Here is a 22,558-nt window from a genome sequence, read left to right on the forward strand (position 1 = left end):
AATGAATTTTGAATACAATGAAACGCAAGCTATGATCGCTCAGTCGATCAGAGACTTTGCCGAACAAAACATTCGTCCTAATATTATGGAATGGGACGAAGCGCAGACTTTTCCTGTCGATTTATTCAAAAAATTAGGAGAAATGGGATTCATGGGGGTTTTAGTACCGGAAGAACTGGGCGGATCCGGTTTGGGTTACCATGAATACATTACTATTGTAGAAGAAATATCAAAAGTAGATCCTTCAATTGGTTTATCGGTAGCGGCACACAACTCGCTTTGTACAAACCATATCCTGACATTCGGAAATGAAGAGCAGAAAAAAAGATGGATTCCAAAATTAGCAACAGCCGAGTGGATTGGAGCCTGGGGATTAACCGAGCACAATACGGGTTCGGATGCAGGAGGAATGAATACCACTGCGGTTAAAGATGGTGATGAGTGGGTGATCAACGGAGCAAAAAACTTTATCACACATGCGAAATCGGGTAACGTTGCGGTAGTAATCGTTCGTACGGGTGAAAAAGGGGATTCCAGGGGAATGACAGCTTTTGTAATCGAACACGGAACACCGGGATTCTCAAGTGGAAGAAAAGAAAACAAACTGGGAATGCGTGCCAGCGAAACGGCAGAGTTGATTTTTGACAATTGTCGTATCCCGGATGCAAACCGTTTGGGAGAAGTAGGCGAAGGATTTATCCAGGCTATGAAAATTTTGGATGGCGGACGTATTTCAATTGGAGCTTTATCGTTAGGAATTGCAAAAGGAGCTTATGAAGCGGCTTTAAAATATTCAAAAGAGCGTCACCAGTTTGGAAAAGCGATCAGCGAATTCCAGGGGATTTCCTTTAAGCTGGCGGATATGGCGACCGAAATTGAAGCATCGGAATTATTATTACACAAAGCGGCGTTCCTTAAAAACAACCACAAACCGGTAACAACATTAGGAGCTATGGCTAAAATGTATGCATCAGAAGTTTGTGTTAAAGTAGCTAACGAAGCCGTTCAGATTCACGGCGGTTATGGGTATACTAAAGACTTTCCGGTTGAGAAATTCTATAGAGATTCCAAATTATGTACGATCGGAGAAGGAACCACTGAAATTCAGAAACTGGTTATCTCCAGAAATATTCTAAAAGGATAATGAATTGATCATATTGCATAAAAACCCGGTCTGTTGACTGGGTTTTTTATTACACCTGATTTTCACCTGACAGGTTTTTAAAACCTGTCAGGTGTGTTTAACAAGGTTTGTAGGATCATTTTTAACTAGGGAAGTTTAATAAATGTTGTTTTCTGTTTTGTAATCAAAAATAAAGTTATACTTTTGCACCCATTAACGAGAGGAGGTGTTATATTATGTTGATTATACCAATTAAGGACGGAGAAAATATTGATAGAGCGTTAAAACGTTACAAAAGAAAATTCGACAAAACGGGAGTTGTTAGACAATTAAGAAGTCGTCAGGCATTCACGAAACCGTCAGTAACAAGAAGAGCTCAGATTCAAAAAGCAGCTTATATTCAGACACTAAGAGATTCTTTAGAGAATTAGTAGTTTTTGAATTTTACTATAGCCGTTAGTAGCAAAGTTTTTTAACTTTGCTACTAACGGTTTTTTTATTTTTATGCGAACAATTTTACAGGCCTATCAGGACTACCTTCAGAAAGAGAAAAACTACTCGCGACACACATTGACGGCTTATGTGAATGATGTGCAGTTTTTTGCAGTCTTTCTGGAAGAGCAGGGTTTTGAAGTAGTGCTGGAAAAAGTAAACTACAGTCATGTTCGATCCTGGATTGTAATGTTGGTCGAATCGGGAATGGCGACACTCTCGGTAAACCGCAAAGTGTCTTCTTTAAAATCGTTTTATCGATTTTTGTTAAAAACAAAACAAATAGAAGTTAATCCGCTTCAAAAACATAAGGCGTTAAAAGTGGCGCGAAAGGTTCAGATTCCGTTTTCGGAAAAAGAATTGGATCGGGTTTTTGAGGTGTTGGGAGAAGAGGATGGGTTTGAGGAAATCCGCAACCGTCTGATAGTAGAGCTTTTTTATACGTTGGGGTTAAGACGTTCGGAATTAATAGGGTTAAAATGGGTGGATTATAATGTGCATTCGAAAACGTTAAAGGTTTTAGGGAAGCGCAATAAAGAGCGTTTGTTGCCCGTTTTGGATTGTACAGACAGGTTAATTAATCGTTATCTTGCAGAAAGAAAAAAGTTAATTTCGATAGCGGATAATGATTTGTTAATATTGAGCCAAAAAGGGAACAAAGTCAGTGAATCGTTTGTTTATCGATTAATAAATGATTACTTTAGTACTGTCTCTGAAAAGGTAAAAAAGAGTCCCCACGTTCTTAGGCATACCTTTGCGACGCATTTGCTGAACAATGGTGCCGATATAAATTCAGTTAAGGAATTGTTAGGGCATGCTAGTTTGTCGTCGACCCAAATTTACACACACAGCAGTCTGGCTGAGTTAAAAAAAGTATACCGGGACGCGCATCCCAGAAGTCGTGATAATTCCGAAAATTAACCCATTAAAAGTTTTTATTATGAAAGTAAATGTTCAGGCTGTCAATTTTAATGTTGACAAAAAGCTAATTGGTTTTGTTCATGACAGATTAGGGAAATTAGAAAAGTACTACGACAAAGTTGTTTCTTCCGACGTGTTTTTGAAAGTTGAAAATACCAGCGATAAAGAGAATAAAATAGTGGAGGTAAAAATCAGTGTTCCTGGAGATGAATTTGTAGTGAAAAAACAAAGCAAAAGTTTTGAAGAGGCAGTCGACCTGTCTGCGGATTCTTTAGAACGTTTATTATTAAAAAGAAAAGGTAGGATAAGAACACATATTTAAGCGATGGGATTCTTTTTGAGGGCTTTACAAATTTGTTTCTAAAATAAATTTAAGAAGAAATAAAAAAAAGATGAAAAATGTTTTGATTAAAAAATAAATTCTATACATTTGCAGTCCGTTAGAAATAGCGGACTTTTTTATTACTGATGCCGGTGTAGCTCAGCTGGCTAGAGCAGCTGATTTGTAATCAGCAGGTCGTGGGTTCGAGTCCCTCCATCGGCTCAAAGTTTGGTAACTGTAATAAAATTGTAGGGGAGATACTCAAGCGGCCAACGAGGGCAGACTGTAAATCTGCTGACTAAGTCTTCGCAGGTTCGAATCCTGCTCTCCCCACCAGGTTCCGGAAACGGAAAAACACCAGCCGGTGTAGCTCAGGGGTAGAGTGCTTCCTTGGTAAGGAAGAGGTCACGGGTTCAAATCCCGTCATTGGCTCAAGGTTTAGAAGAATTTGAACACTAATTATATAACTAAGATTAAATTATTAAATCATGGCAAAGGAAACTTTTGATCGTTCCAAACCCCACTTGAATATTGGTACTATTGGACACGTAGATCACGGAAAAACAACTTTGACTGCTGCTATTACTAAAGTATTGGCTGATGCAGGTTTATCTGAGGCAAGAAGCTTCGATCAGATTGACAACGCTCCTGAAGAGAAAGAAAGAGGTATTACTATTAATACATCTCACGTAGAATATGCTACTGCTAACCGTCACTATGCGCACGTTGACTGTCCGGGTCACGCGGATTACGTTAAGAACATGGTTACAGGTGCTGCTCAGATGGATGGTGCTATCTTGGTAGTTGCTGCTACAGATGGTCCAATGCCACAAACTCGTGAGCACATCCTTTTAGGTCGCCAGGTAGGTGTTCCAAGAATGGTTGTTTTCATGAACAAAGTAGATATGGTTGATGATGCTGAGTTGTTAGAGCTTGTTGAAATGGAAATCAGAGATCTATTATCTTTCTATCAGTATGATGGAGATAACGGGCCAGTAGTTAAAGGATCTGCTTTAGGAGCTTTGAATGGAGAGCCTAAATGGGTTGCTACTGTAATGGAATTGATGGAAGCTGTTGATAACTGGATCGAATTACCACAGCGTGATGTTGATAAACCATTCTTGATGCCGGTAGAGGACGTATTTACAATTACAGGTCGTGGAACTGTTGCTACAGGTCGTATCGAAACTGGAGTTGCTAATACTGGAGATGCTGTTGAAATCATCGGTATGGGAGCTGACAAATTGACTTCTACAATTACAGGAGTTGAGATGTTCCGTAAAATCCTTGATAGAGGTGAAGCTGGAGATAACGTAGGTTTATTATTAAGAGGTATTGACAAAGCTGATATCCGTCGTGGTATGGTTATCGTTAAGCCAGGATCTGTTAAACCACACGCTAAATTCAAAGCAGAGGTTTATATCTTGAAAAAAGAAGAAGGTGGACGTCACACTCCATTCCACAATAACTACCGTCCACAGTTCTACGTACGTACAACTGACGTAACAGGTACTATCTCTTTACCAGCTGGTGTAGAAATGGTTATGCCTGGGGATAACTTGACTATCGAAGTACAATTATTAAGTCCAATCGCATTAAGCGTAGGTTTACGTTTCGCTATCCGTGAAGGTGGTAGAACAGTAGGTGCTGGTCAGGTAACTGAAATCTTAGACTAATTTCATTTTGAAATAAAAACCAGTGTCGTTACACGACGACACTGGTTTTAACAAACGGGTGTAGTTCAAGGGTAGAATAGCGGTCTCCAAAACCGTTGATGGGGGTTCGAATCCCTCCACCCGTGCAAAAACAGAATATGATGACAAAAGTTGTTAATTACATATCGGAAGCATTTGTGGAATTAAAATCAAATGTGACCTGGCCAGAGTGGTCTGAAGTACAACGTTTAACCATCATTGTTGCGATTTTCTCGATTTTATTCGCGTTGGCAACATGGGGTGTAGATGTTGTTTTCGCCAAAGTGCTGGGAGGATTCTTTAATTTATTAAAAAAGGCTTAATTTTTTTGATATGACTGATAATAATGTCAAAAAGTGGTATGTAGTTAGAGCGGTTAGCGGTCAGGAGAATAAAGTTAAAAACTATATCGAGACGGAAATTAACCGTCTTGGTATGAGTGATTATATTTCTCAGGTGCTTGTTCCTACAGAAAAAGTAGTACAGGTACGTGATGGTAAGAAAATAAGCAAAGATCGTGTTTATTTCCCGGGATATGTGATGATAGAAGCAAATCTTACGGGAGAAATTCCGCATATAATAAAATCAATAACAGGAGTTATTGGATTTTTAGGGGAGACAAAAGGTGGTGATGCAGTACCGTTACGACAGTCGGAAGTAAACCGTATGTTAGGTAAAGTAGATGAGCTTTCTGTGAAAACCGATACCGCTGCAATTCCGTACTCCGTAGGAGAAACGGTAAAAGTAATCGACGGACCTTTCAACGGTTTCAATGGAACGGTAGAGAAAGTGAACGAAGAGAAGCGTAAACTTGAAGTAATGGTTAAGATTTTCGGAAGAAAAACACCATTGGAATTAAGCTTTATGCAAGTAGAAAAAGTATAAATTTTTGTTACATACAAACCACATCATTCGCTTCCAATGAAGATGTGCTAAATTTTTTTAAAAAAATGGCAAAAGAAATTAGTAAAGTAGTTAAACTACAAGTTAAGGGAGGTGCTGCGAATCCGTCGCCACCGGTTGGACCTGCTTTGGGGGCTGCTGGGGTTAACATCATGGAGTTCTGTAAGCAATTTAATGCTAGAACACAAGATAAACCTGGCAAAGTATTACCAGTACAAATTACTGTGTATAAAGACAAATCTTTTGAATTTGTTGTTAAAACGCCACCTGCTGCAATTCAGTTATTGGATGCTGCAAAGTTGAAGTCTGGTTCAGGTGAACCGAATCGTAAGAAAGTAGCTAGCGTTACTTGGGATCAAATTAGAGCTATTGCTGAAGACAAAATGCAAGATCTTAATGCTTTCGAAATTGAGAAAGCAATGAGTATGGTAGCAGGAACAGCTAGATCTATGGGGATAACTGTATCAGGAAACGCTCCTTTTTAATCGTAAAAAGAAAAAGACATGGCAAAATTAACAAAAAAGCAAAAAGAGGCTGCTTCAAAAATTGAGAAGAACAAACTATACAGTTTGAAAGATGCATCTGCATTGATCAAAACTGTTGCTTCTGCAAAATTTGATGAGTCTGTTGATATCGCAGTTCGTTTGGGAGTAGATCCTAGAAAAGCGAATCAAATGGTTAGAGGTGTGGTTACATTGCCACACGGTACAGGAAAAGACGTTCGCGTTTTAGCATTAGTTACTCCGGATAAAGAAGCAGAAGCGAAAGCTGCTGGTGCTGATCACGTAGGATTAGACGACTATTTGCAAAAAATTAAAGACGGTTGGACAGATGTTGATGTAATCATCACGATGCCGGCTGTAATGGGTAAATTAGGACCATTAGGACGTATTTTAGGTCCAAGAGGTTTAATGCCAAACCCTAAAACCGGAACGGTTACTATGGACGTAGCGAAAGCAGTTCAAGAAGTGAAAGCTGGTAAAATTGACTTTAAAGTTGACAAAACCGGTATCGTTCACGCTGGAATCGGAAAAGTTTCTTTTGAGGCTGATAAAATTTCTGAGAACGCTCACGAAATTATTCAAACGTTAATCAAATTAAAACCAACTGCAGCAAAAGGTACTTATATTAAGAGTATCCATATCTCATCAACAATGAGCCCTGCTATCGCCTTAGATCCTAAAGCGGTATAATTGGTAGTTAAAAATTTTTAGTATGACTAGAGAAGAAAAATCAATCGCGATTGAAGATTTAACTGCACAGTTAGCTGGTGCTAATATTGTTTATTTAGCAGATATTTCTGGTTTAAACGCAGATACTACTTCAAACTTAAGAAGAGCTTGTTTTAAAGCAGGTATTAAATTGGAAGTTGTTAAGAATACATTGTTGGAAAAAGCAATGGAAGCTTCGGATAACAACTACGGTGAATTACCAACAGTTTTAAAAGGAAACACTTCTATTTTAATTGCAGACATCGCAAATGCTCCTGCAAAAATTATCAAAGAATTCCGTAAAAAATCAGATAAGCCTTTATTAAAAGGAGCTTATATCAACGAGGAAATCTACATTGGAGATAACCTGTTAGATTCATTAGCTTCTCTTAAATCGAAAGAAGAGGTTATCGGAGAAATCATCGGATTACTTCAGTCTCCTGCACAGAGAGTTATCTCTGCTCTTAAAAATCAATTTAAGGACGAAGAAGGAACTGAGGAATAGTATTCCAACGAACGCGCATAATAAATTATATAATTACAAATCATTTTAAAAGATAGAAAAAATGGCAGATTTGAAACAATTCGCAGAACAACTAGTTAACTTAACAGTTAAAGAAGTTAACGAATTAGCAACGATATTAAAAGACGAGTATGGAATTGAGCCAGCTGCAGCTGCTGTAGTTGTATCAGGTGGTGGTGATGTTGCTGCTGCTGAAGAGCAAACAGAATTCACTGTAGTATTGAAAGATGCTGGAGCTTCTAAATTAGCAGTTGTTAAAGCTGTTAAAGAATTAACAGGTTTAGGTCTTAAAGAAGCAAAAGATTTAGTAGACGGTGCTCCTTCAAATGTTAAAGAAGGTGTTTCTAAAGACGAGGCTGAAGGTCTTAAAAAATCTTTAGAAGAGGCTGGAGCAGTAGTTGAGCTAAAATAAGCTAAGCTTACTCTAAAAAGCTAGGTTTAGGCCTTGAGAAAAAATCTCAAAGGCCTAAACCATTTTGCGTATAATAAAATTATGGTATCTTCCAGTGTACCATAATTTGAAATGCAACCCCTTTTAATCGGTACGAAGAAAGAAAATGAAATATAACTTTCTGTTCATTTTCAGAGATGTATCGGTTTAAAAAAGAAAGTACAATTACACTGTGTATTTACACAAAATTACTTTTTTTTAATCAAAATTTTGTCCATTGATGTTAACAAATCAGACTGAAAGATTAAATTTCGCCTCGACGAAAAACATCCCTGACTATCCGGATTTCCTTGATATTCAGGTAAAATCTTTTAAAGATTTCTTCCAATTGGAAACCAAATCTGACGAAAGAGGTAACGAAGGTCTATATAATACCTTCATGGAAAACTTCCCAATTACAGATACAAGAAATCAATTTGTATTGGAATTCCTTGATTACTTTGTTGATCCGCCACGTTATACCATTGAAGAGTGTATCGACAGAGGATTAACCTACAGTGTGCCATTAAAAGCACGTTTAAAATTGTATTGTACCGATCCGGAACACGAAGATTTCGAAACGATTGTTCAGGATGTATATTTAGGTACCATTCCATATATGACACCAAGCGGTACATTCGTAATCAACGGAGCCGAGCGTGTTGTTGTTTCTCAGTTACACCGTTCACCGGGTGTGTTTTTCGGACAATCTTTCCATGCGAATGGAACAAAATTATACTCTGCCAGAGTAATTCCTTTTAAAGGATCTTGGATTGAATTCGCTACCGATATCAACAGCGTTATGTACGCCTATATCGATAGAAAGAAAAAATTACCAGTAACGACTCTTTTCCGTGCTATCGGATTTGAAAGAGATAAAGATATCCTGGAAATCTTTGACCTTGCTGAGGAAATCAAAGTTTCGAAAACAGGTCTTAAAAAATATATTGGTCGTCGTTTGGCTGCACGTGTATTGAATACATGGCATGAAGACTTCGTAGATGAGGATACGGGAGAAGTAGTATCGATTGAGCGTAACGAAATTATCCTGGATCGTGATACGATTTTGGATAAAGACAATGTAGAGGAAATTATCGATGCCAACGTAAAAGCCATCTTGTTACACAAAGAAGATAACAACCAGGCCGATTACGCGATTATCCACAATACGTTACAAAAAGACCCTACCAACTCTGAAAAAGAAGCCGTAGAGCACATTTACCGTCAGTTGCGTAATGCAGAACCACCTGATGAGGAAACGGCTCGTGGTATTATCGATAAATTATTCTTCTCCGACCAACGTTATAACTTAGGTGAAGTGGGTCGTTACAGAATGAATAAAAAATTAGGTTTGGATATCCCAATGGAAAAACAAGTGTTGACCAAAGAGGATATCATTACAATCGTAAAATACCTGATCGAATTGATCAACTCTAAAGCAGAGATTGATGATATCGACCACTTATCAAACCGTCGTGTACGTACCGTTGGTGAACAATTGTCGGCACAATTTGGTGTAGGTTTAGCCCGTATGGCCAGAACCATCCGCGAGAGAATGAACGTTAGAGATAACGAGGTGTTTACACCAATCGATTTGATTAATGCGAAAACATTATCATCGGTGATCAACTCTTTCTTCGGAACCAACCAGTTATCACAGTTTATGGACCAAACGAATCCATTGGCTGAGATTACGCACAAAAGAAGATTGTCAGCACTTGGACCTGGAGGTCTTTCGAGAGAGAGAGCCGGTTTCGAGGTACGTGACGTCCACTATACGCACTACGGACGTTTATGTCCGATTGAAACACCGGAGGGACCAAACATTGGTTTGATTTCATCTCTTGGAGTTTATGCGAAAGTAAATGGAATGGGATTCATCGAAACACCGTACCGTAAAGTAGAAAACGGTAAAGTGAATCTGGAAGAAACACCAATCTATTTAAGCGCAGAAGAAGAAGAAGGTAAGATGATCGCTCAGGCGAATATCGAAATGGACGAGAACGGAACGATCACTGCCGACAGAGTTATTGCCCGTGAAGAAGGTGATTTCCCGGTTGTGGAACCAAACGTTGTTCACTATACTGACGTAGCACCGAACCAGATTGCATCGATTTCAGCATCGTTAATTCCATTCCTGGAGCACGATGATGCGAACCGTGCGTTGATGGGATCGAACATGATGCGACAGGCAGTTCCTTTATTGCGACCGGAAGCACCAATTGTTGGTACCGGATTAGAGCGTCAGGTGGCGTCTGATTCCCGAGTATTGATTAATGCGGAAGGAAGTGGAACTGTTGAGTATGTTGATGCGAACATGATTACCATTAAATACGACAGAACCGATGCGGAAAGAGCGGTTAGCTTCGATCCGGACGAGAAAACGTATCAGTTAATTAAATTTAGAAAAACCAACCAGAGTACGTCAATCAACCTGAAACCAATCGTAAGAAAAGGAGACAGAGTGGCAAAAGGACAAGTACTTTGTGAAGGATATGCAACGCAAAACGGAGAGCTTGCTTTAGGACGTAACCTACAAGTAGCGTTTATGCCTTGGAAAGGGTATAACTTCGAGGATGCGATTGTAATTTCCGAAAAAGTAGTTCGCGACGATATCTTTACGTCAATCCACGTAGATGATTATTCATTGGAAGTGCGTGATACAAAATTGGGTAACGAAGAGTTAACCAATGATATCCCGAACGTAAGTGAGGAAGCGACTAAAGATTTGGATGAAAACGGTATGATCAGAATCGGAGCCGAGGTAAAACCTGGTGACATCCTGATCGGTAAAATCACACCAAAAGGAGAATCGGATCCAACTCCGGAAGAAAAACTTTTACGTGCGATCTTTGGAGACAAAGCGGGTGATGTAAAAGATGCTTCATTAAAAGCGTCTCCATCATTACACGGTGTGGTATTAGACAAAAAATTATTCGCAAGAGCGGTAAAAGATAAACGCAAACGTTCTAAAGATAAAGACGATTTAGCACTATTGGAAACCCAATTTGAAGTGAAATTCAATGAATTGAAAGACAGATTGGTAGAGAAATTGTTCGACATCGTTAATGGAAAAACATCTCAGGGTGTAATGAACGATTTAGGTGAAGAAGTATTACCAAAAGGTAAGAAATTCTCACAGAAAATGTTGTATGCAGTTGAAGATTTCGCACACTTAACAAAAGGTCAGTGGACTACAGACGATGAAACCAATGCGATGGTGAACGACTTGATCCACAACTATAAAATTAAGTTAAACGACCTTCAGGGTGCTTTGAGAAGAGAGAAATTTACCATCACTGTTGGAGATGAATTACCATCCGGAATTTTAAAACTGGCTAAAGTTTACATCGCTAAGAAACGTAAACTGAAAGTAGGAGATAAAATGGCAGGACGTCACGGTAACAAAGGTATTGTTGCTAAAATCGTTCGTCAGGAGGATATGCCATTCCTTGAAGACGGAACACCGGTAGATATCGTATTGAATCCGCTAGGGGTACCTTCCCGTATGAACATCGGTCAGATTTATGAGACCGTATTAGGATGGGCAGGACAGAAACTAGGTAAGAAATTTGCAACGCCAATTTTCGACGGAGCTTCTTTGGAAGAAATCAATGCCTTAACAGACGAAGCAGGAATCCCGAGATTCGGACATACCTACCTGTATGACGGAGGAACAGGAGAGCGTTTCCACCAGCCGGCAACGGTAGGGGTTATCTACATGTTGAAATTAGGACACATGGTTGATGATAAGATGCACGCACGTTCTATCGGACCGTACTCATTGATTACGCAACAGCCTCTTGGAGGTAAAGCGCAATTCGGAGGTCAGCGTTTCGGAGAGATGGAGGTTTGGGCACTTGAAGCATATGGTGCTTCCAGCACATTGAGAGAAATATTGACTGTTAAATCGGATGACGTTATTGGTAGAGCGAAAACTTACGAAGCTATCGTTAAGGGAGAAACTATGCCGGAACCAGGATTGCCAGAATCATTCAATGTATTAATGCATGAATTGAAAGGTCTTGGATTAGACATCAGATTAGAAGAATAAATTTACACGGGAGTAGTCTTCGGATTACTCCCTTTTATAGCGTTTTAAATAAATCGATAGTATTCATATCATGACGAGATTAAAAGATAAAAATACCGTTAAAAGATTTAACAAAATTTCGATAGGTCTTGCTTCTCCGGAATCTATTTTGGCAGAATCAAGAGGTGAGGTTTTAAAACCGGAAACCATCAACTATCGTACCCATAAACCAGAGCGTGATGGTCTTTTCTGTGAGCGAATTTTCGGTCCGGTAAAAGACTTCGAATGTGCCTGCGGAAAATACAAAAGAATCCGTTATAAAGGAATCGTTTGTGACCGTTGTGGAGTTGAAGTTACTGAGAAAAAAGTACGTAGAGACCGAGTAGGACACATTAACCTGGTAGTGCCAATCGCACACATCTGGTATTTCCGTTCCCTTCCGAATAAAATCGGTTATATCCTTGGATTACCATCCAAAAAACTGGATATGATTATTTACTACGAAAGATACGTAGTAATTCAGCCGGGTATTGCAAAAGGACCAGACGGAGAAACCTTAAAGACCCTGGATTTCTTAACGGAAGAAGAATACCTGAACATTCAGGATAGCCTTCCAATGGAAAACCAATATTTAGACGATACCGATCCGAACAAATTCATTGCTAAAATGGGTGCGGAGTGTATCATGGACTTATTAGCACGTATTGACCTGGATTCGTTATCCTACGACCTACGTCACGCGGCCAATAACGAAACGTCTAAACAACGTAAAACGGAAGCCTTAAAACGACTACAGGTAGTAGAATCGTTCCGTGAAGCGAACAACAACCGCGAAAACCGTCCGGAATGGATGATTTTAAAAGTAATCCCGGTTATCCCGCCAGAATTACGTCCGTTGGTGCCGCTTGATGGAGGACGTTTTGCAACATCCGATTTGAACGACCTTTACAGACGTGTAATCATCCGTAACAACCGTTTAAAACGATTAATGGAAATCAAAGCTCCGGAAGTGATCTTGAGAAACGAAAAACGTATGCTACAGGAATCGGTAGACTCGTTATTCGATAACACCAGAAAAGCTTCTGCAGTAAAAACAGAATCAAACCGACCATTGAAATCCCTATCGGATTCCTTAAAAGGAAAACAAGGGCGTTTCCGTCAGAACTTATTAGGAAAACGTGTGGATTATTCAGCGCGTTCGGTAATTGTTGTAGGACCGGAAATGAAATTATTCGAATGTGGTCTTCCAAAAGATATGGCTGCCGAGCTGTACAAACCATTCGTTATTCGTAAGTTAATCGAAAGAGGAATCGTTAAAACGGTAAAATCAGCGAAGAAAATTATCGACAAAAAAGAGCCGGTAGTATGGGACATCCTTGAAAACGTAATTAAAGGACACCCGGTATTACTAAACCGTGCTCCTACCTTGCACCGTTTGGGTATTCAGGCGTTCCAGCCAAAACTAATCGAAGGTAAAGCGATCCAGTTACACCCGTTAGTGTGTACGGCGTTTAATGCCGATTTCGATGGTGACCAGATGGCGGTTCACTTACCGCTTGGACCGGAGGCTATTTTGGAAGCACAATTATTAATGTTGGCTTCACACAATATCCTGAACCCGGCGAATGGAGCTCCGATCACGGTACCTTCTCAGGACATGGTTTTGGGTCTGTACTACATGACCAAAGAACGTTTGTCTACGGAAACGCACAAAATCTTAGGAGAAGGATTAACATTCTATTCTGCCGAAGAAGTAAACATCGCGTTAAACGAAGGAAAACTGGAATTAAATGCCCGCGTTAAAATCCGTGCAAAAGATTTTAACGAAAACGGAGAATTAGTATACAAAATCATCCAGACAACTGCCGGAAGAGTATTATTTAACGAAGTAGTACCGGAAGCAGCTGGATATATCAACGAAGTATTAACTAAGAAAAGCTTACGTGATATTATCGGTAAGATTTTAAGTGTTACCGATGTACCAACAACGGCTGCCTTCTTGGATAATATGAAAGATATGGGATACCGATTCGCTTTCAAAGGAGGATTGTCCTTCTCTTTGGGAGATATCAAAATCCCGGATCAAAAACAAGATTTGATCGCCGATGCAAACAGTCAGGTTGAAGGAATTTCCATGAACTATAACATGGGTCTCATCACCAACAACGAACGTTACAACCAGGTAATTGACGTGTGGACTTCAACGAATGCATTATTAACGGAGTTAGCGATGAAAAACATTAGAGAAGACCAGCAAGGATTCAACTCGGTGTATATGATGCTTGACTCTGGGGCGAGGGGATCGAAAGAGCAGATCCGTCAGTTAACCGGTATGCGTGGATTGATGGCAAAGCCTAAAAAATCGACTGCCGGTGGTGGTGAGATTATCGAAAACCCGATCTTATCGAACTTTAAAGAAGGTCTTTCGATCTTAGAATACTTTATCTCGACGCACGGTGCCCGTAAAGGTCTTGCGGATACGGCTCTTAAAACGGCCGATGCCGGATACTTAACCAGAAGGTTACACGACGTATCTCAGGATGTAATCGTGAACTCAGTGGATTGTGGTACATTACGTGGTGTTGAAGTATCGGCATTGAAAAAGAATGAAGAGATCGTTGAAACATTAGGAGAAAGAATCTTAGGTCGTGTAGCGTTACAGGATGTAATCAACCCGCTAACGAGCGAAGTATTGGTTGCTGCTGGTGAAGAAATCACCGAAGCTATTGTAAAAGCGATCGATGCATCTCCGATTGAAAAAGTAGATGTTCGTTCACCGTTAACATGTGAAGCCGGAAAAGGGATCTGTGCGAAATGTTACGGACGTAACCTGGCTACCGGAAAAATGACTCAAAAAGGTGAAGCTGTCGGAGTAATCGCAGCACAATCAATTGGGGAACCGGGAACACAGTTAACACTTCGTACATTCCACGTGGGAGGTACTGCAGGTAATATCTCGGAAGAATCAAGTATTATCACGAAATTCCGCGGAAGATTAGAAATCGAAGATTTAAAAACCGTTAAAGGTGAAGACAACGAAGGTAACACTACCGATATCGTAATTTCACGTTCAACCGAGTTGAAATTGATCGACGAAACAACCGGAATCGTATTAAATACACACAATATTCCTTATGGATCAAGCATCTTTGTAAAAGACGGTGATATTGTGGAAAAAGGAACAACCATCTGTAAATGGGATCCATATAACGGGGTAATTATTTCCGAGTTTACCGGTAAGGTAGCTTATGAAGATATCGAGCAAGGACAAACGTTCATGGTTGAAATCGATGAGCAAACCGGATTCCAGGAAAAAGTAATCTCTGAGGGAAGAAATAAAAAATTAATCCCTACTTTATTGATCTACGGAAAAGATGGTGAATTGATCCGTTCGTACAACTTACCGGTGGGTGCCCACCTTATGGTTGATGACGGAGAGAAAATTAAAGCCGGTAAAATTTTAGTAAAAATCCCACGTCGTTCGTCTAAAGCGGGTGATATCACGGGAGGTCTACCAAGAATTACCGAGTTATTAGAAGCACGTAACCCATCGAACCCGGCTGTAGTTTCTGAAATCGACGGAGTAGTATCTTTTGGAAAAATCAAAAGAGGTAACCGTGAGATCGTGGTGGAGTCGAAGTTTGGTGAGATTAAAAAATACCTGGTAAAACTTTCCAACCAGATTCTGGTTCAGGAGAACGATTACGTAAGAGCGGGTATGCCATTATCGGACGGAGCGATTACTCCGGATGATATCTTGAGAATCCAGGGACCATCTGCTGTACAACAGTACTTGGTAAATGAGATCCAGGAAGTATACCGTTTACAAGGGGTAAAAATCAACGACAAGCACTTTGAGGTTGTAATTCGTCAGATGATGCGTAAAGTACAGATTCAGGATCCGGGAGACACCCTGTTCTTAGAAGATCAGTTGGCTCATACCAGCGACTTTATCGTAGAAAACGACAAATTATACGGAATGAAAGTGGTAGAAGATGCGGGAGATTCTGAAAACCTGAAAGCAGGACAAATCGTATCGCCAAGAGAATTGAGAGACGAAAACTCAATCCTGAAGCGTAGCGACAAAAACCTGGTAGTAGCAAGAGATGTAGTTCCGGCAACGGCAACTCCAATTCTTCAGGGTATTACAAGAGCATCGTTACAAACCAAGTCGTTTATCTCGGCAGCGTCGTTCCAGGAAACAACAAAAGTATTGAACGAAGCTGCAGTAGCAGGAAAAGTAGACGGACTGGAAGGACTAAAAGAAAACGTTATCGTAGGACACAGAATCCCTGCCGGAACCGGTATGAGAGATTACGATAACATCATCGTAGGTTCTAAAGAAGAGTTCAACGAATTGATGGCTGCTAAAGAAGAATTTAATTACTAAGCATCATGAGTGAGAATAAGCAACAAGGTCAAATCAATATTGAGTTGGACGAACAAACGGCAGATGGGATTTATTCCAACCTGGCGATCATCAACCACTCGAATACCGAATTTGTAATTGATTATATCAATATCATGCCGGGTGTGCCAAAAGCGAAAGTAAAATCCAGAATTATACTAACGCCACAACACGCCAAGCGTTTATTGGGGGCTTTAGCCGAAAATATCAATCGGTTTGAAGCCGCTCACGGTGAAATAAAAGAAGCAGAAATGCCTTCTATACCATTAAATTTCGGACCAACAGGTCAGGCATAATAGAAAGCCTCTCAGTTTTGAGAGGCTTTTTTTTATTACAAAATGCATTGTTTTTTAAGGGTTTTATTTTTAAAAATCAGGTATTATCCTTTTTTTATCAGAATGTAGTCACAAAAAGAATGTTTTTTTTAAACTAATTGTGAAAAATTAAAAATAATGAATATTATTTGTGATATGTTTTGTGTAATGTTAATGTTGTTAGAAGATGTTTAAAAATTTAGTAATTTCACTTACTAAATCATTTTATATGAATAAAAAATACTATTCATTAGGCAATGACTCCGATTCATTGTTTAATCAAAAAGGAAACCGTGATAGTTCACGGCTTAAGAACATTCGACAGCAAGCCTGTTTAATGTTCTTTTTGTTTTTAGCTGCGTTTGTAGGCCATGCACAGGTTACTACAAACGGGGGCTCGGGACTCAATCCTACTTATCCGTCATTAGCAGCAGCTATAACGGCATTAAATGGAGCGACAATTACAAGCCCGGTGGCCATTACGTTAACCGGAAATGAAACTGCTCCGGCAGGAGGATATGTAATTACAGCCGAAGGAAGTTCGACAAATGTAATTACCATTTCAGGAAGCACCAGTACGATTACGGCACCTACGCCACAAACTTCCGGAGCGTTAAACGATGCCATCTTTAAATTGGTTGGAGCCGACTGGGTGATAATCCAGAATTTTACCATGACCGAAAATGCGGCGAATACCACAACGGCAGCCGGTACGAACAATATGACCGAATGGGGTGTAGCGTTGCTTTATGCTTCTACAACTAACGGAGCGCAAAATAATGTTATTCAGAATAATACAATCAGTTTAAACCGTACCTATCAGAATACATTTGGAATTTACAGTAACTCGACGCACTCGGCTACAGCTGTAACCACTTCCACACCGGCTACGGGAACAAACGGAGGAAATCACAATTTAAAAGTCTATACCAACGACATCAGCAATGTAAATATTGGAATTTTGGTTATAGGACCTTCGGCTGCTGCCGACCATAATATGGGGCTGGATATCGGAGGAGGAACAACAGCAACGGGAAACAGCATTACGAATTTCGGAACAACCGGAACGTTTTCAAGTTATGCTAACGTATCGGGTTCTGTAAACGGCGTTTTAGTGCGTAACACCAGAAATCTTAATGTATCCCACAATACAATCACCAGTTCAAACGGAGGTGTAACATCTGGAACATTACGAGGTATATATGTACCGTCATTTACAAATACCCCAACCGGAACCACATTGATTGTAAATGAGATCAATGCCAATACCATTTCACTTAGAAGTGCCAATGCCAGCGGTACCATAATGGGGATTTCCTATGAAGGTTCTACGGTAAACACAAACACAACGTTAAACATCAGTAATAATGACTTCAATAATTTTGGACATACAGTAGCCGGATCAGGAGCCATTACGCTAATTAGTAATGCTGCAGCAACGCAAAACACGGTTATTGGTGCGAACAGATTCATTAACCTTAGTGTAAATACAACCGGTAACTTTACTTTTATAAGTAATAGCGTTACCCACGCGGCCAATTCCGTAACAGCGGTAAACTCAAACATAATTGTAACGGCATTTAGTAAAACCGGAGCGGGAGGTACGGTGTATTTTTATGATTCATTCGGAAGTACACTAGGTGGAACAGAGGTTAACTCCATGAACGACTTCTCCAACGTGACCTTAACCGGAGCAACTACTTTGGGAGGTTTCCGTTCTGCAGATGGAACAACGCCAACCTATCCGAACAAAACCATAACAAACAATATTTTTAATAATATTACCACCGGAAACGGGACGGTAACCATCCTAAATGCGGGATACAGTCTGGTAGGTGGAACAAATAATGTATCCGGAAACGTGATCAGCAATATCACGGGAGCTAACTCAATTGTTGGAATTACTTCTGCAGCCGGAGATCAGAATTTCTTTAACAATACCATTTCGGGATTAACAACAACCGGAGGTAATACGATAAGTGCAATAGCAATTACCGGAGGTACATCACAAAATATATATAAAAATAAAATTTACAACATCGAAGCCAACAATGCATCGGGAGTTGTAAACGGAATTTTAGTAAGTGGAAGTACCACTGTAAATCTGTCTAATAATATCATTGGCGATTTAAGAACACCAATTTCCAATGCCGCGAACCCATTAGTAGGGATTAATATTACAGGCGGAACAACGGTCAATGCGTCTTACAACACCGTACGATTAAATGCAACCAGTACCGGAGCATCGTTTGGATCGAGTGCGATTTCGGTATCGACAACACCAACCGTATCATTGCGCAACAATATCTTTGTAAACCAGTCAACACCGAATGGAACGGCATTGGCGGTGGCTTTCAGAAGATCGGGAACTTCATTGACAACCTATGATGCAGTATCGAATAACAACCTGTATTTTGGTCCCACATTATTTGCTGATGGAACCAATACCGATACCGTGTTGGCAACCTTAAAAACCAGAATGGGTACACGCGATAGTGCTTCGATATCAGAAAATCCAACATGGACGTCTACCACAGGAACGAATGCAGGCTTCCTACATATCAATACAACGGTGCCAACTCAGATTGAAAACGGAGGAACACCAGTTGCTGGAATTACAGACGATTTCGATGGTGATGTTCGTAGTACTACGACACCGGATATTGGAGCCGATGAATTTGCGGGAGTTCCTATGGATCTTACACCACCGGTAATTACACATACTGTTTTGGCAAACGTTTGTGCCGTTGGAACCCGAAACATCACGGCAACGATTACAGATGCCAGTGGAGTGCCTACATCTGGAGCCGGATTGCCGGTAGCCTACTGGAGAATTAATACCGGAGCCTATACAGCAGCTACAGCTACGAGTTTAGGAGCCGGACAATATCAGTTTGCAATTGGAACCGGAGCAGTCATAGGCGATACGGTAAGTTATTATTTCGTAGCTCAGGATAATGCCGGCACACCAAATGTAAGCGCATTACCGGCGCCCGGAGCGGCTTCATTTACGATTAACCCACCAGCAGTCGGTACACCGCCAACAACACCATTCTCCTATAGTCTGACAGCACCGTTAAACGGAGTGTACACCGTTGGAGTAGGTGGCGCTTATGCAACCATTACGGCAGCTGTTGCCGATTATAATACACGATGTTTATCCGGTCCGGTTACATTCTCTTTAATAGATGCAACCTATCCTGCAGAAACCTTCCCGATCACGATCAATTCCAATGCTGATGCCAGTGCTGTCAATAGACTGACAATTGTACCGGCTACGGGAGTAACACCAACAATTACAGGGTCGAATGCCACAACAATCTTTAAACTTTTCGGAGCAGATTATGTAACTTTCGATGGAAGTAACAACGGAACGACAACACGTGATTTAACAATTGCCAACACCAACTCAGGAGGTGTAATCGTATGGGTGGCATCGGTAGATGCAACTAATGGAGCAACGAATTCGATTTTCCGAAATATAAAATTCGTAGGGAATGCACCAACAACAACGGTAGCCGGTTTGGTAGTGAGTGGCGCTACTTTAGGAGCCGCAGCAGAGTCGCCAAATACAGGCTTTACATCGATTAATAATACCTTTAACAAAATGCAGAATGGAATCTTTGCTATTGGAAATGCAACAACGCCGGATCAGGGATTTGTAATTTCCAATAACGTATTTGGTTCTACTGTTACAGCTGATAAACTTGGTTTCCGAGGTCTTGCAGTGCAAAATGCGCAGGCGTTTGTGATTTCCGGTAACGATATCAAAGGGGTTATTACTACAACAACAAGTACTTCTTCCGGTATTTTGGTGGGAGGAGTTGCAATAAACGGAAATATATTCAATAATAAGATTTCGGATGTTAAGAATACCAATTCAACCGGATATGGAAGTAATGGTATTTATTTGAATTCCAATAGTGTAGTAGCTGCTATCAACGTATACAACAACTTTGTCAGTGATATAGCCAGTTATGGATATTCTGCCGGAGGTGCCGTTGCGGATAACGGTTATGGTATTATTGTCGGACAAGGAGCGGGGTATAACATTTACCACAACACGGTGGCGATGAATACCAACCAAACCGTAAGTGGAAGACCGGCAGCAATAAACATCACTACGGGGGTAACCTTACCGGGTGCGATCAACCTGAGAAATAATATCTTCGCCAACTCACAAACACAAACGGGAGCGCGTTATGCGATCTATTCGGAGGCTGCGAACACGGTTTTTGCAGCAATCGATTATAACAACTATACGTCAACAGGGACTAACCTGGCCTATATCGGATCGGACAGAGCCGATTTAGCAGCATTGGTAACGGGTTTTGGTGGAAATGTGAATTCGAAAAACGTAGTGCCGGTATTTACATCGACAACCGACTTACATTTGGTTCCGGCATCGAATATTTACCTGGATAACACCGGAACACCAATTGCAACGGTAACAACCGACATTGACGGTAATACCCGAAGCATTACCACTCCGGATATGGGAGCGGACGAATTTACGTCGCCGGTTTGTACGGCAGCGGTAGGAGGAACAGCTACTGCTACGGTAACAGCCATTTGTACCTCTGGTACTTCAACAATTCAGGCAACCGGATATTCAACGGGAGAAACCACAACGTATCAGTGGCAATCGTCTTCCGATTTAGCCTTTACAGCACCGGTAAATGAAGGAACTGCTTCGGCAACGTATGCTGATCTGACCACCGGTACCCTTACACAAACCACCTATTACCGTTTGGTAGTAACCTGTGCAGCACTTGGATTGCCAAGTTTCTCCACTGTAGCAACGGTAACCGTAAATGTAACCGCATTGCCAACCGCAACCGCGCAAACATTTTGTAATTCAGCCACAGTAGCGAACCTTGTTGCTACCGGAACAGGACTTCAGTGGTACGACCAGCCAACAGGCGGAACCGCTTTAGCGCCAACAGTAGCTTTGACAACAGCACCATACTATGTGACACAAACCATCGCAGGATGCGAAAGTGCCCGATTCCAGGTAGATGTTGTAGTAAACGTAACAGCACAACCAACCGCAGCGGCACAATCGTTCTGTAACAGCGCGACCGTAGCCAATCTTGTAGCTACCGGAACAGGTATTCAGTGGTATGATCAACCAACAGGTGGAACCGCTTTGGCGCCTACAGCTACTTTGGCAACAGGTACGTATTATGTAACCCAAGCCATCTCCGGATGTGAAAGTTCACGATTAGCGGTGGCGGTAACAATAAATGTAACGGCACAGCCAACAGCAGTAGCACAATCGTTCTGTAACAGTGCTACAGTAGCCAACCTTGTAGCTACCGGAACAGGTATTCAGTGGTATGATCAACCAACAGGTGGAACGACTTTAGCAACGACAGCTGCTTTGGCCACTGGTACATACTACGTAACGCAAACCATTGCAGGATGTGAAAGTCCAAGATTGGCAGTAGCAGTTACGATCAATGTGGTGAATGCGCCAACTGGAGCGGCTACGCAGATTATCGCGGTAAATACACCGGCAGAAGCCACGATTGCCAGTATTGTAGTAACCGGAACCAACGTGATCTGGTATCCAACTTTAGTAGATGCTATGGCGGGAACAAACCCATTAGCGTCGACTACGCAATTGGTGAGTGGAACAACTTACTATGCGATGCAAACCGTAGGTGGCTGTTCAAGTACGGCTCCATTAGCCGTAACGGTAACAGTAACCTTAGGTACTTCGTCATTCGACAAAGCCGCGTTAAAATACTATCCTAACCCGGTATTGGATATCATCACGATCAGCTATTCCGAGCCAATCAGTAATGTGACGATCTATAATATGTTAGGTCAGAAAGTAATTGTTAAAAACAGTGCGGAAACAATGACCACTATCGATATGAGCGACCTGGCCTCAGGAGCGTATATTGCCCATGTAAAATCGGGCGATGCGATGCAGGAGATCCGTATCATTAAGAAATAACGCGTAAATTAACGTATTCGATATGAAATCGCCTGGAGATTAATCTCCAGGCGATTTTTTTTTTGGGAATATTTATAAAATAAATTGTGAAATTACGATGTGATGCAATTTGATTTTAACTTTAAAAGGTTATACTGTTAAGAAAATGAGAGGTTTTTATTTATTTCAGATTTTAAATTGTTAAAAAGCATTTGAAATCTTTTCAGTGTTATTATTTTG

General features: G+C 40.8%; 15 protein-coding genes and 4 tRNA genes. All 19 read left to right on the top strand.

Going from position 1 to position 22,558, the window contains the following annotated elements; translation table 11 throughout:
• The first annotated feature begins 1 nt into the window (after position 1).
• The 19 genes from E6C50_RS05990 (at position 2) to E6C50_RS06080 (ending at position 22,339) form a co-directional block, all read left to right on the top strand.
• Positions 2 to 1,144, top strand: coding sequence for an acyl-CoA dehydrogenase family protein (locus E6C50_RS05990; RefSeq protein WP_136402303.1), 1,143 nt, complete (start codon positions 2 to 4; stop codon positions 1,142 to 1,144).
• Positions 1,145 to 1,359: 215 nt separating this feature from the next.
• Complete coding sequence (gene rpsU / locus E6C50_RS05995; RefSeq protein ID WP_136402304.1) at positions 1,360 to 1,554, top strand: 30S ribosomal protein S21; 195 nt, start codon at positions 1,360 to 1,362, stop codon at positions 1,552 to 1,554.
• Between the two features lie 73 nt (positions 1,555 to 1,627).
• Positions 1,628 to 2,536, top strand: a complete 909-nt coding sequence (locus tag E6C50_RS06000; protein WP_136402305.1) for a tyrosine-type recombinase/integrase — start codon at positions 1,628 to 1,630, stop codon at positions 2,534 to 2,536.
• A 19-nt stretch (positions 2,537 to 2,555) separates the two neighbouring features.
• On the top strand, positions 2,556 to 2,858 hold the full coding sequence (hpf, locus tag E6C50_RS06005) for a ribosome hibernation-promoting factor, HPF/YfiA family (protein ID WP_136402306.1): 303 nt from the start codon (positions 2,556 to 2,558) through the stop codon (positions 2,856 to 2,858).
• A gap of 148 nt (positions 2,859 to 3,006) precedes the next feature.
• Positions 3,007 to 3,080, top strand: a tRNA-Thr gene (locus E6C50_RS06010).
• A gap of 29 nt (positions 3,081 to 3,109) precedes the next feature.
• Positions 3,110 to 3,194 (top strand) — tRNA-Tyr (locus E6C50_RS06015).
• Between the two features lie 24 nt (positions 3,195 to 3,218).
• Positions 3,219 to 3,290, top strand: a tRNA-Thr gene (locus tag E6C50_RS06020).
• A 56-nt stretch (positions 3,291 to 3,346) separates the two neighbouring features.
• A complete protein-coding gene (tuf, locus tag E6C50_RS06025) occupies positions 3,347 to 4,534 on the top strand; it encodes an elongation factor Tu (protein WP_136402307.1) in 1,188 nt (395 codons plus the stop codon).
• 54 nt (positions 4,535 to 4,588) lie between these two features.
• Positions 4,589 to 4,659 (top strand) — tRNA-Trp (locus E6C50_RS06030).
• A gap of 15 nt (positions 4,660 to 4,674) precedes the next feature.
• Positions 4,675 to 4,875: a preprotein translocase subunit SecE gene (secE, locus tag E6C50_RS06035; protein ID WP_136402308.1), complete on the top strand. Its 201-nt coding sequence runs from the start codon at positions 4,675 to 4,677 to the stop codon at positions 4,873 to 4,875.
• Between the two features lie 10 nt (positions 4,876 to 4,885).
• Positions 4,886 to 5,437, top strand: a complete 552-nt coding sequence (gene nusG, locus E6C50_RS06040; RefSeq protein WP_136402309.1) for a transcription termination/antitermination protein NusG — start codon at positions 4,886 to 4,888, stop codon at positions 5,435 to 5,437.
• 65 nt (positions 5,438 to 5,502) lie between these two features.
• On the top strand, positions 5,503 to 5,940 hold the full coding sequence (gene rplK, locus E6C50_RS06045) for a 50S ribosomal protein L11 (RefSeq protein WP_136402310.1): 438 nt from the start codon (positions 5,503 to 5,505) through the stop codon (positions 5,938 to 5,940).
• Positions 5,941 to 5,958: 18 nt separating this feature from the next.
• A complete protein-coding gene (rplA, locus tag E6C50_RS06050; RefSeq protein WP_136402311.1) occupies positions 5,959 to 6,648 on the top strand; it encodes a 50S ribosomal protein L1 in 690 nt (229 codons plus the stop codon).
• Positions 6,649 to 6,670: 22 nt separating this feature from the next.
• On the top strand, positions 6,671 to 7,171 hold the full coding sequence (gene rplJ, locus E6C50_RS06055; protein WP_136402312.1) for a 50S ribosomal protein L10: 501 nt from the start codon (positions 6,671 to 6,673) through the stop codon (positions 7,169 to 7,171).
• Between the two features lie 61 nt (positions 7,172 to 7,232).
• On the top strand, positions 7,233 to 7,601 hold the full coding sequence (gene rplL, locus E6C50_RS06060) for a 50S ribosomal protein L7/L12 (protein WP_136402313.1): 369 nt from the start codon (positions 7,233 to 7,235) through the stop codon (positions 7,599 to 7,601).
• A 259-nt stretch (positions 7,602 to 7,860) separates the two neighbouring features.
• The gene (gene rpoB, locus E6C50_RS06065) at positions 7,861 to 11,673 is read left to right on the top strand and encodes a DNA-directed RNA polymerase subunit beta (protein ID WP_136402314.1); all 3,813 of its coding nucleotides are present in this window, start codon (positions 7,861 to 7,863) and stop codon (positions 11,671 to 11,673) included.
• Positions 11,674 to 11,743: 70 nt separating this feature from the next.
• Positions 11,744 to 16,042, top strand: a complete 4,299-nt coding sequence (gene rpoC / locus E6C50_RS06070) for a DNA-directed RNA polymerase subunit beta' (protein ID WP_136402315.1) — start codon at positions 11,744 to 11,746, stop codon at positions 16,040 to 16,042.
• Between the two features lie 5 nt (positions 16,043 to 16,047).
• Positions 16,048 to 16,356 carry a DUF3467 domain-containing protein gene (locus tag E6C50_RS06075; protein ID WP_136402316.1) on the top strand — a complete coding sequence of 103 codons (309 nt, stop codon included), beginning with the start codon at positions 16,048 to 16,050 and terminating at the stop codon, positions 16,354 to 16,356.
• Between the two features lie 247 nt (positions 16,357 to 16,603).
• Positions 16,604 to 22,339, top strand: a complete 5,736-nt coding sequence (locus tag E6C50_RS06080) for a T9SS type A sorting domain-containing protein (RefSeq protein WP_168732758.1) — start codon at positions 16,604 to 16,606, stop codon at positions 22,337 to 22,339.
• Positions 22,340 to 22,558: the final 219 nt, after the last annotated feature.

Origin of the sequence: Flavobacterium supellecticarium (assembly GCF_004801375.1) — a bacterium.
Taxonomy (GTDB): Bacteria; Bacteroidota; Bacteroidia; order Flavobacteriales; family Flavobacteriaceae; genus Flavobacterium; species Flavobacterium supellecticarium.

Coding starts and splice junctions, on each gene's coding strand:
- secE (WP_136402308.1), top strand. CDS start 4,675: ATGACAAAAGTTGTTAATTACATATCGGAAGCATTTGTGGAATTAAAA.
- tuf (WP_136402307.1), top strand. CDS start 3,347: ATGGCAAAGGAAACTTTTGATCGTTCCAAACCCCACTTGAATATTGGT.
- rplA (WP_136402311.1), top strand. CDS start 5,959: ATGGCAAAATTAACAAAAAAGCAAAAAGAGGCTGCTTCAAAAATTGAG.
- rplK (WP_136402310.1), top strand. CDS start 5,503: ATGGCAAAAGAAATTAGTAAAGTAGTTAAACTACAAGTTAAGGGAGGT.
- E6C50_RS06000 (WP_136402305.1), top strand. CDS start 1,628: ATGCGAACAATTTTACAGGCCTATCAGGACTACCTTCAGAAAGAGAAA.
- E6C50_RS05990 (WP_136402303.1), top strand. CDS start 2: ATGAATTTTGAATACAATGAAACGCAAGCTATGATCGCTCAGTCGATC.
- rplJ (WP_136402312.1), top strand. CDS start 6,671: ATGACTAGAGAAGAAAAATCAATCGCGATTGAAGATTTAACTGCACAG.
- hpf (WP_136402306.1), top strand. CDS start 2,556: ATGAAAGTAAATGTTCAGGCTGTCAATTTTAATGTTGACAAAAAGCTA.
- rpoB (WP_136402314.1), top strand. CDS start 7,861: ATGTTAACAAATCAGACTGAAAGATTAAATTTCGCCTCGACGAAAAAC.
- E6C50_RS06080 (WP_168732758.1), top strand. CDS start 16,604: ATGAATAAAAAATACTATTCATTAGGCAATGACTCCGATTCATTGTTT.
- rplL (WP_136402313.1), top strand. CDS start 7,233: ATGGCAGATTTGAAACAATTCGCAGAACAACTAGTTAACTTAACAGTT.
- rpsU (WP_136402304.1), top strand. CDS start 1,360: ATGTTGATTATACCAATTAAGGACGGAGAAAATATTGATAGAGCGTTA.
- E6C50_RS06075 (WP_136402316.1), top strand. CDS start 16,048: ATGAGTGAGAATAAGCAACAAGGTCAAATCAATATTGAGTTGGACGAA.
- nusG (WP_136402309.1), top strand. CDS start 4,886: ATGACTGATAATAATGTCAAAAAGTGGTATGTAGTTAGAGCGGTTAGC.
- rpoC (WP_136402315.1), top strand. CDS start 11,744: ATGACGAGATTAAAAGATAAAAATACCGTTAAAAGATTTAACAAAATT.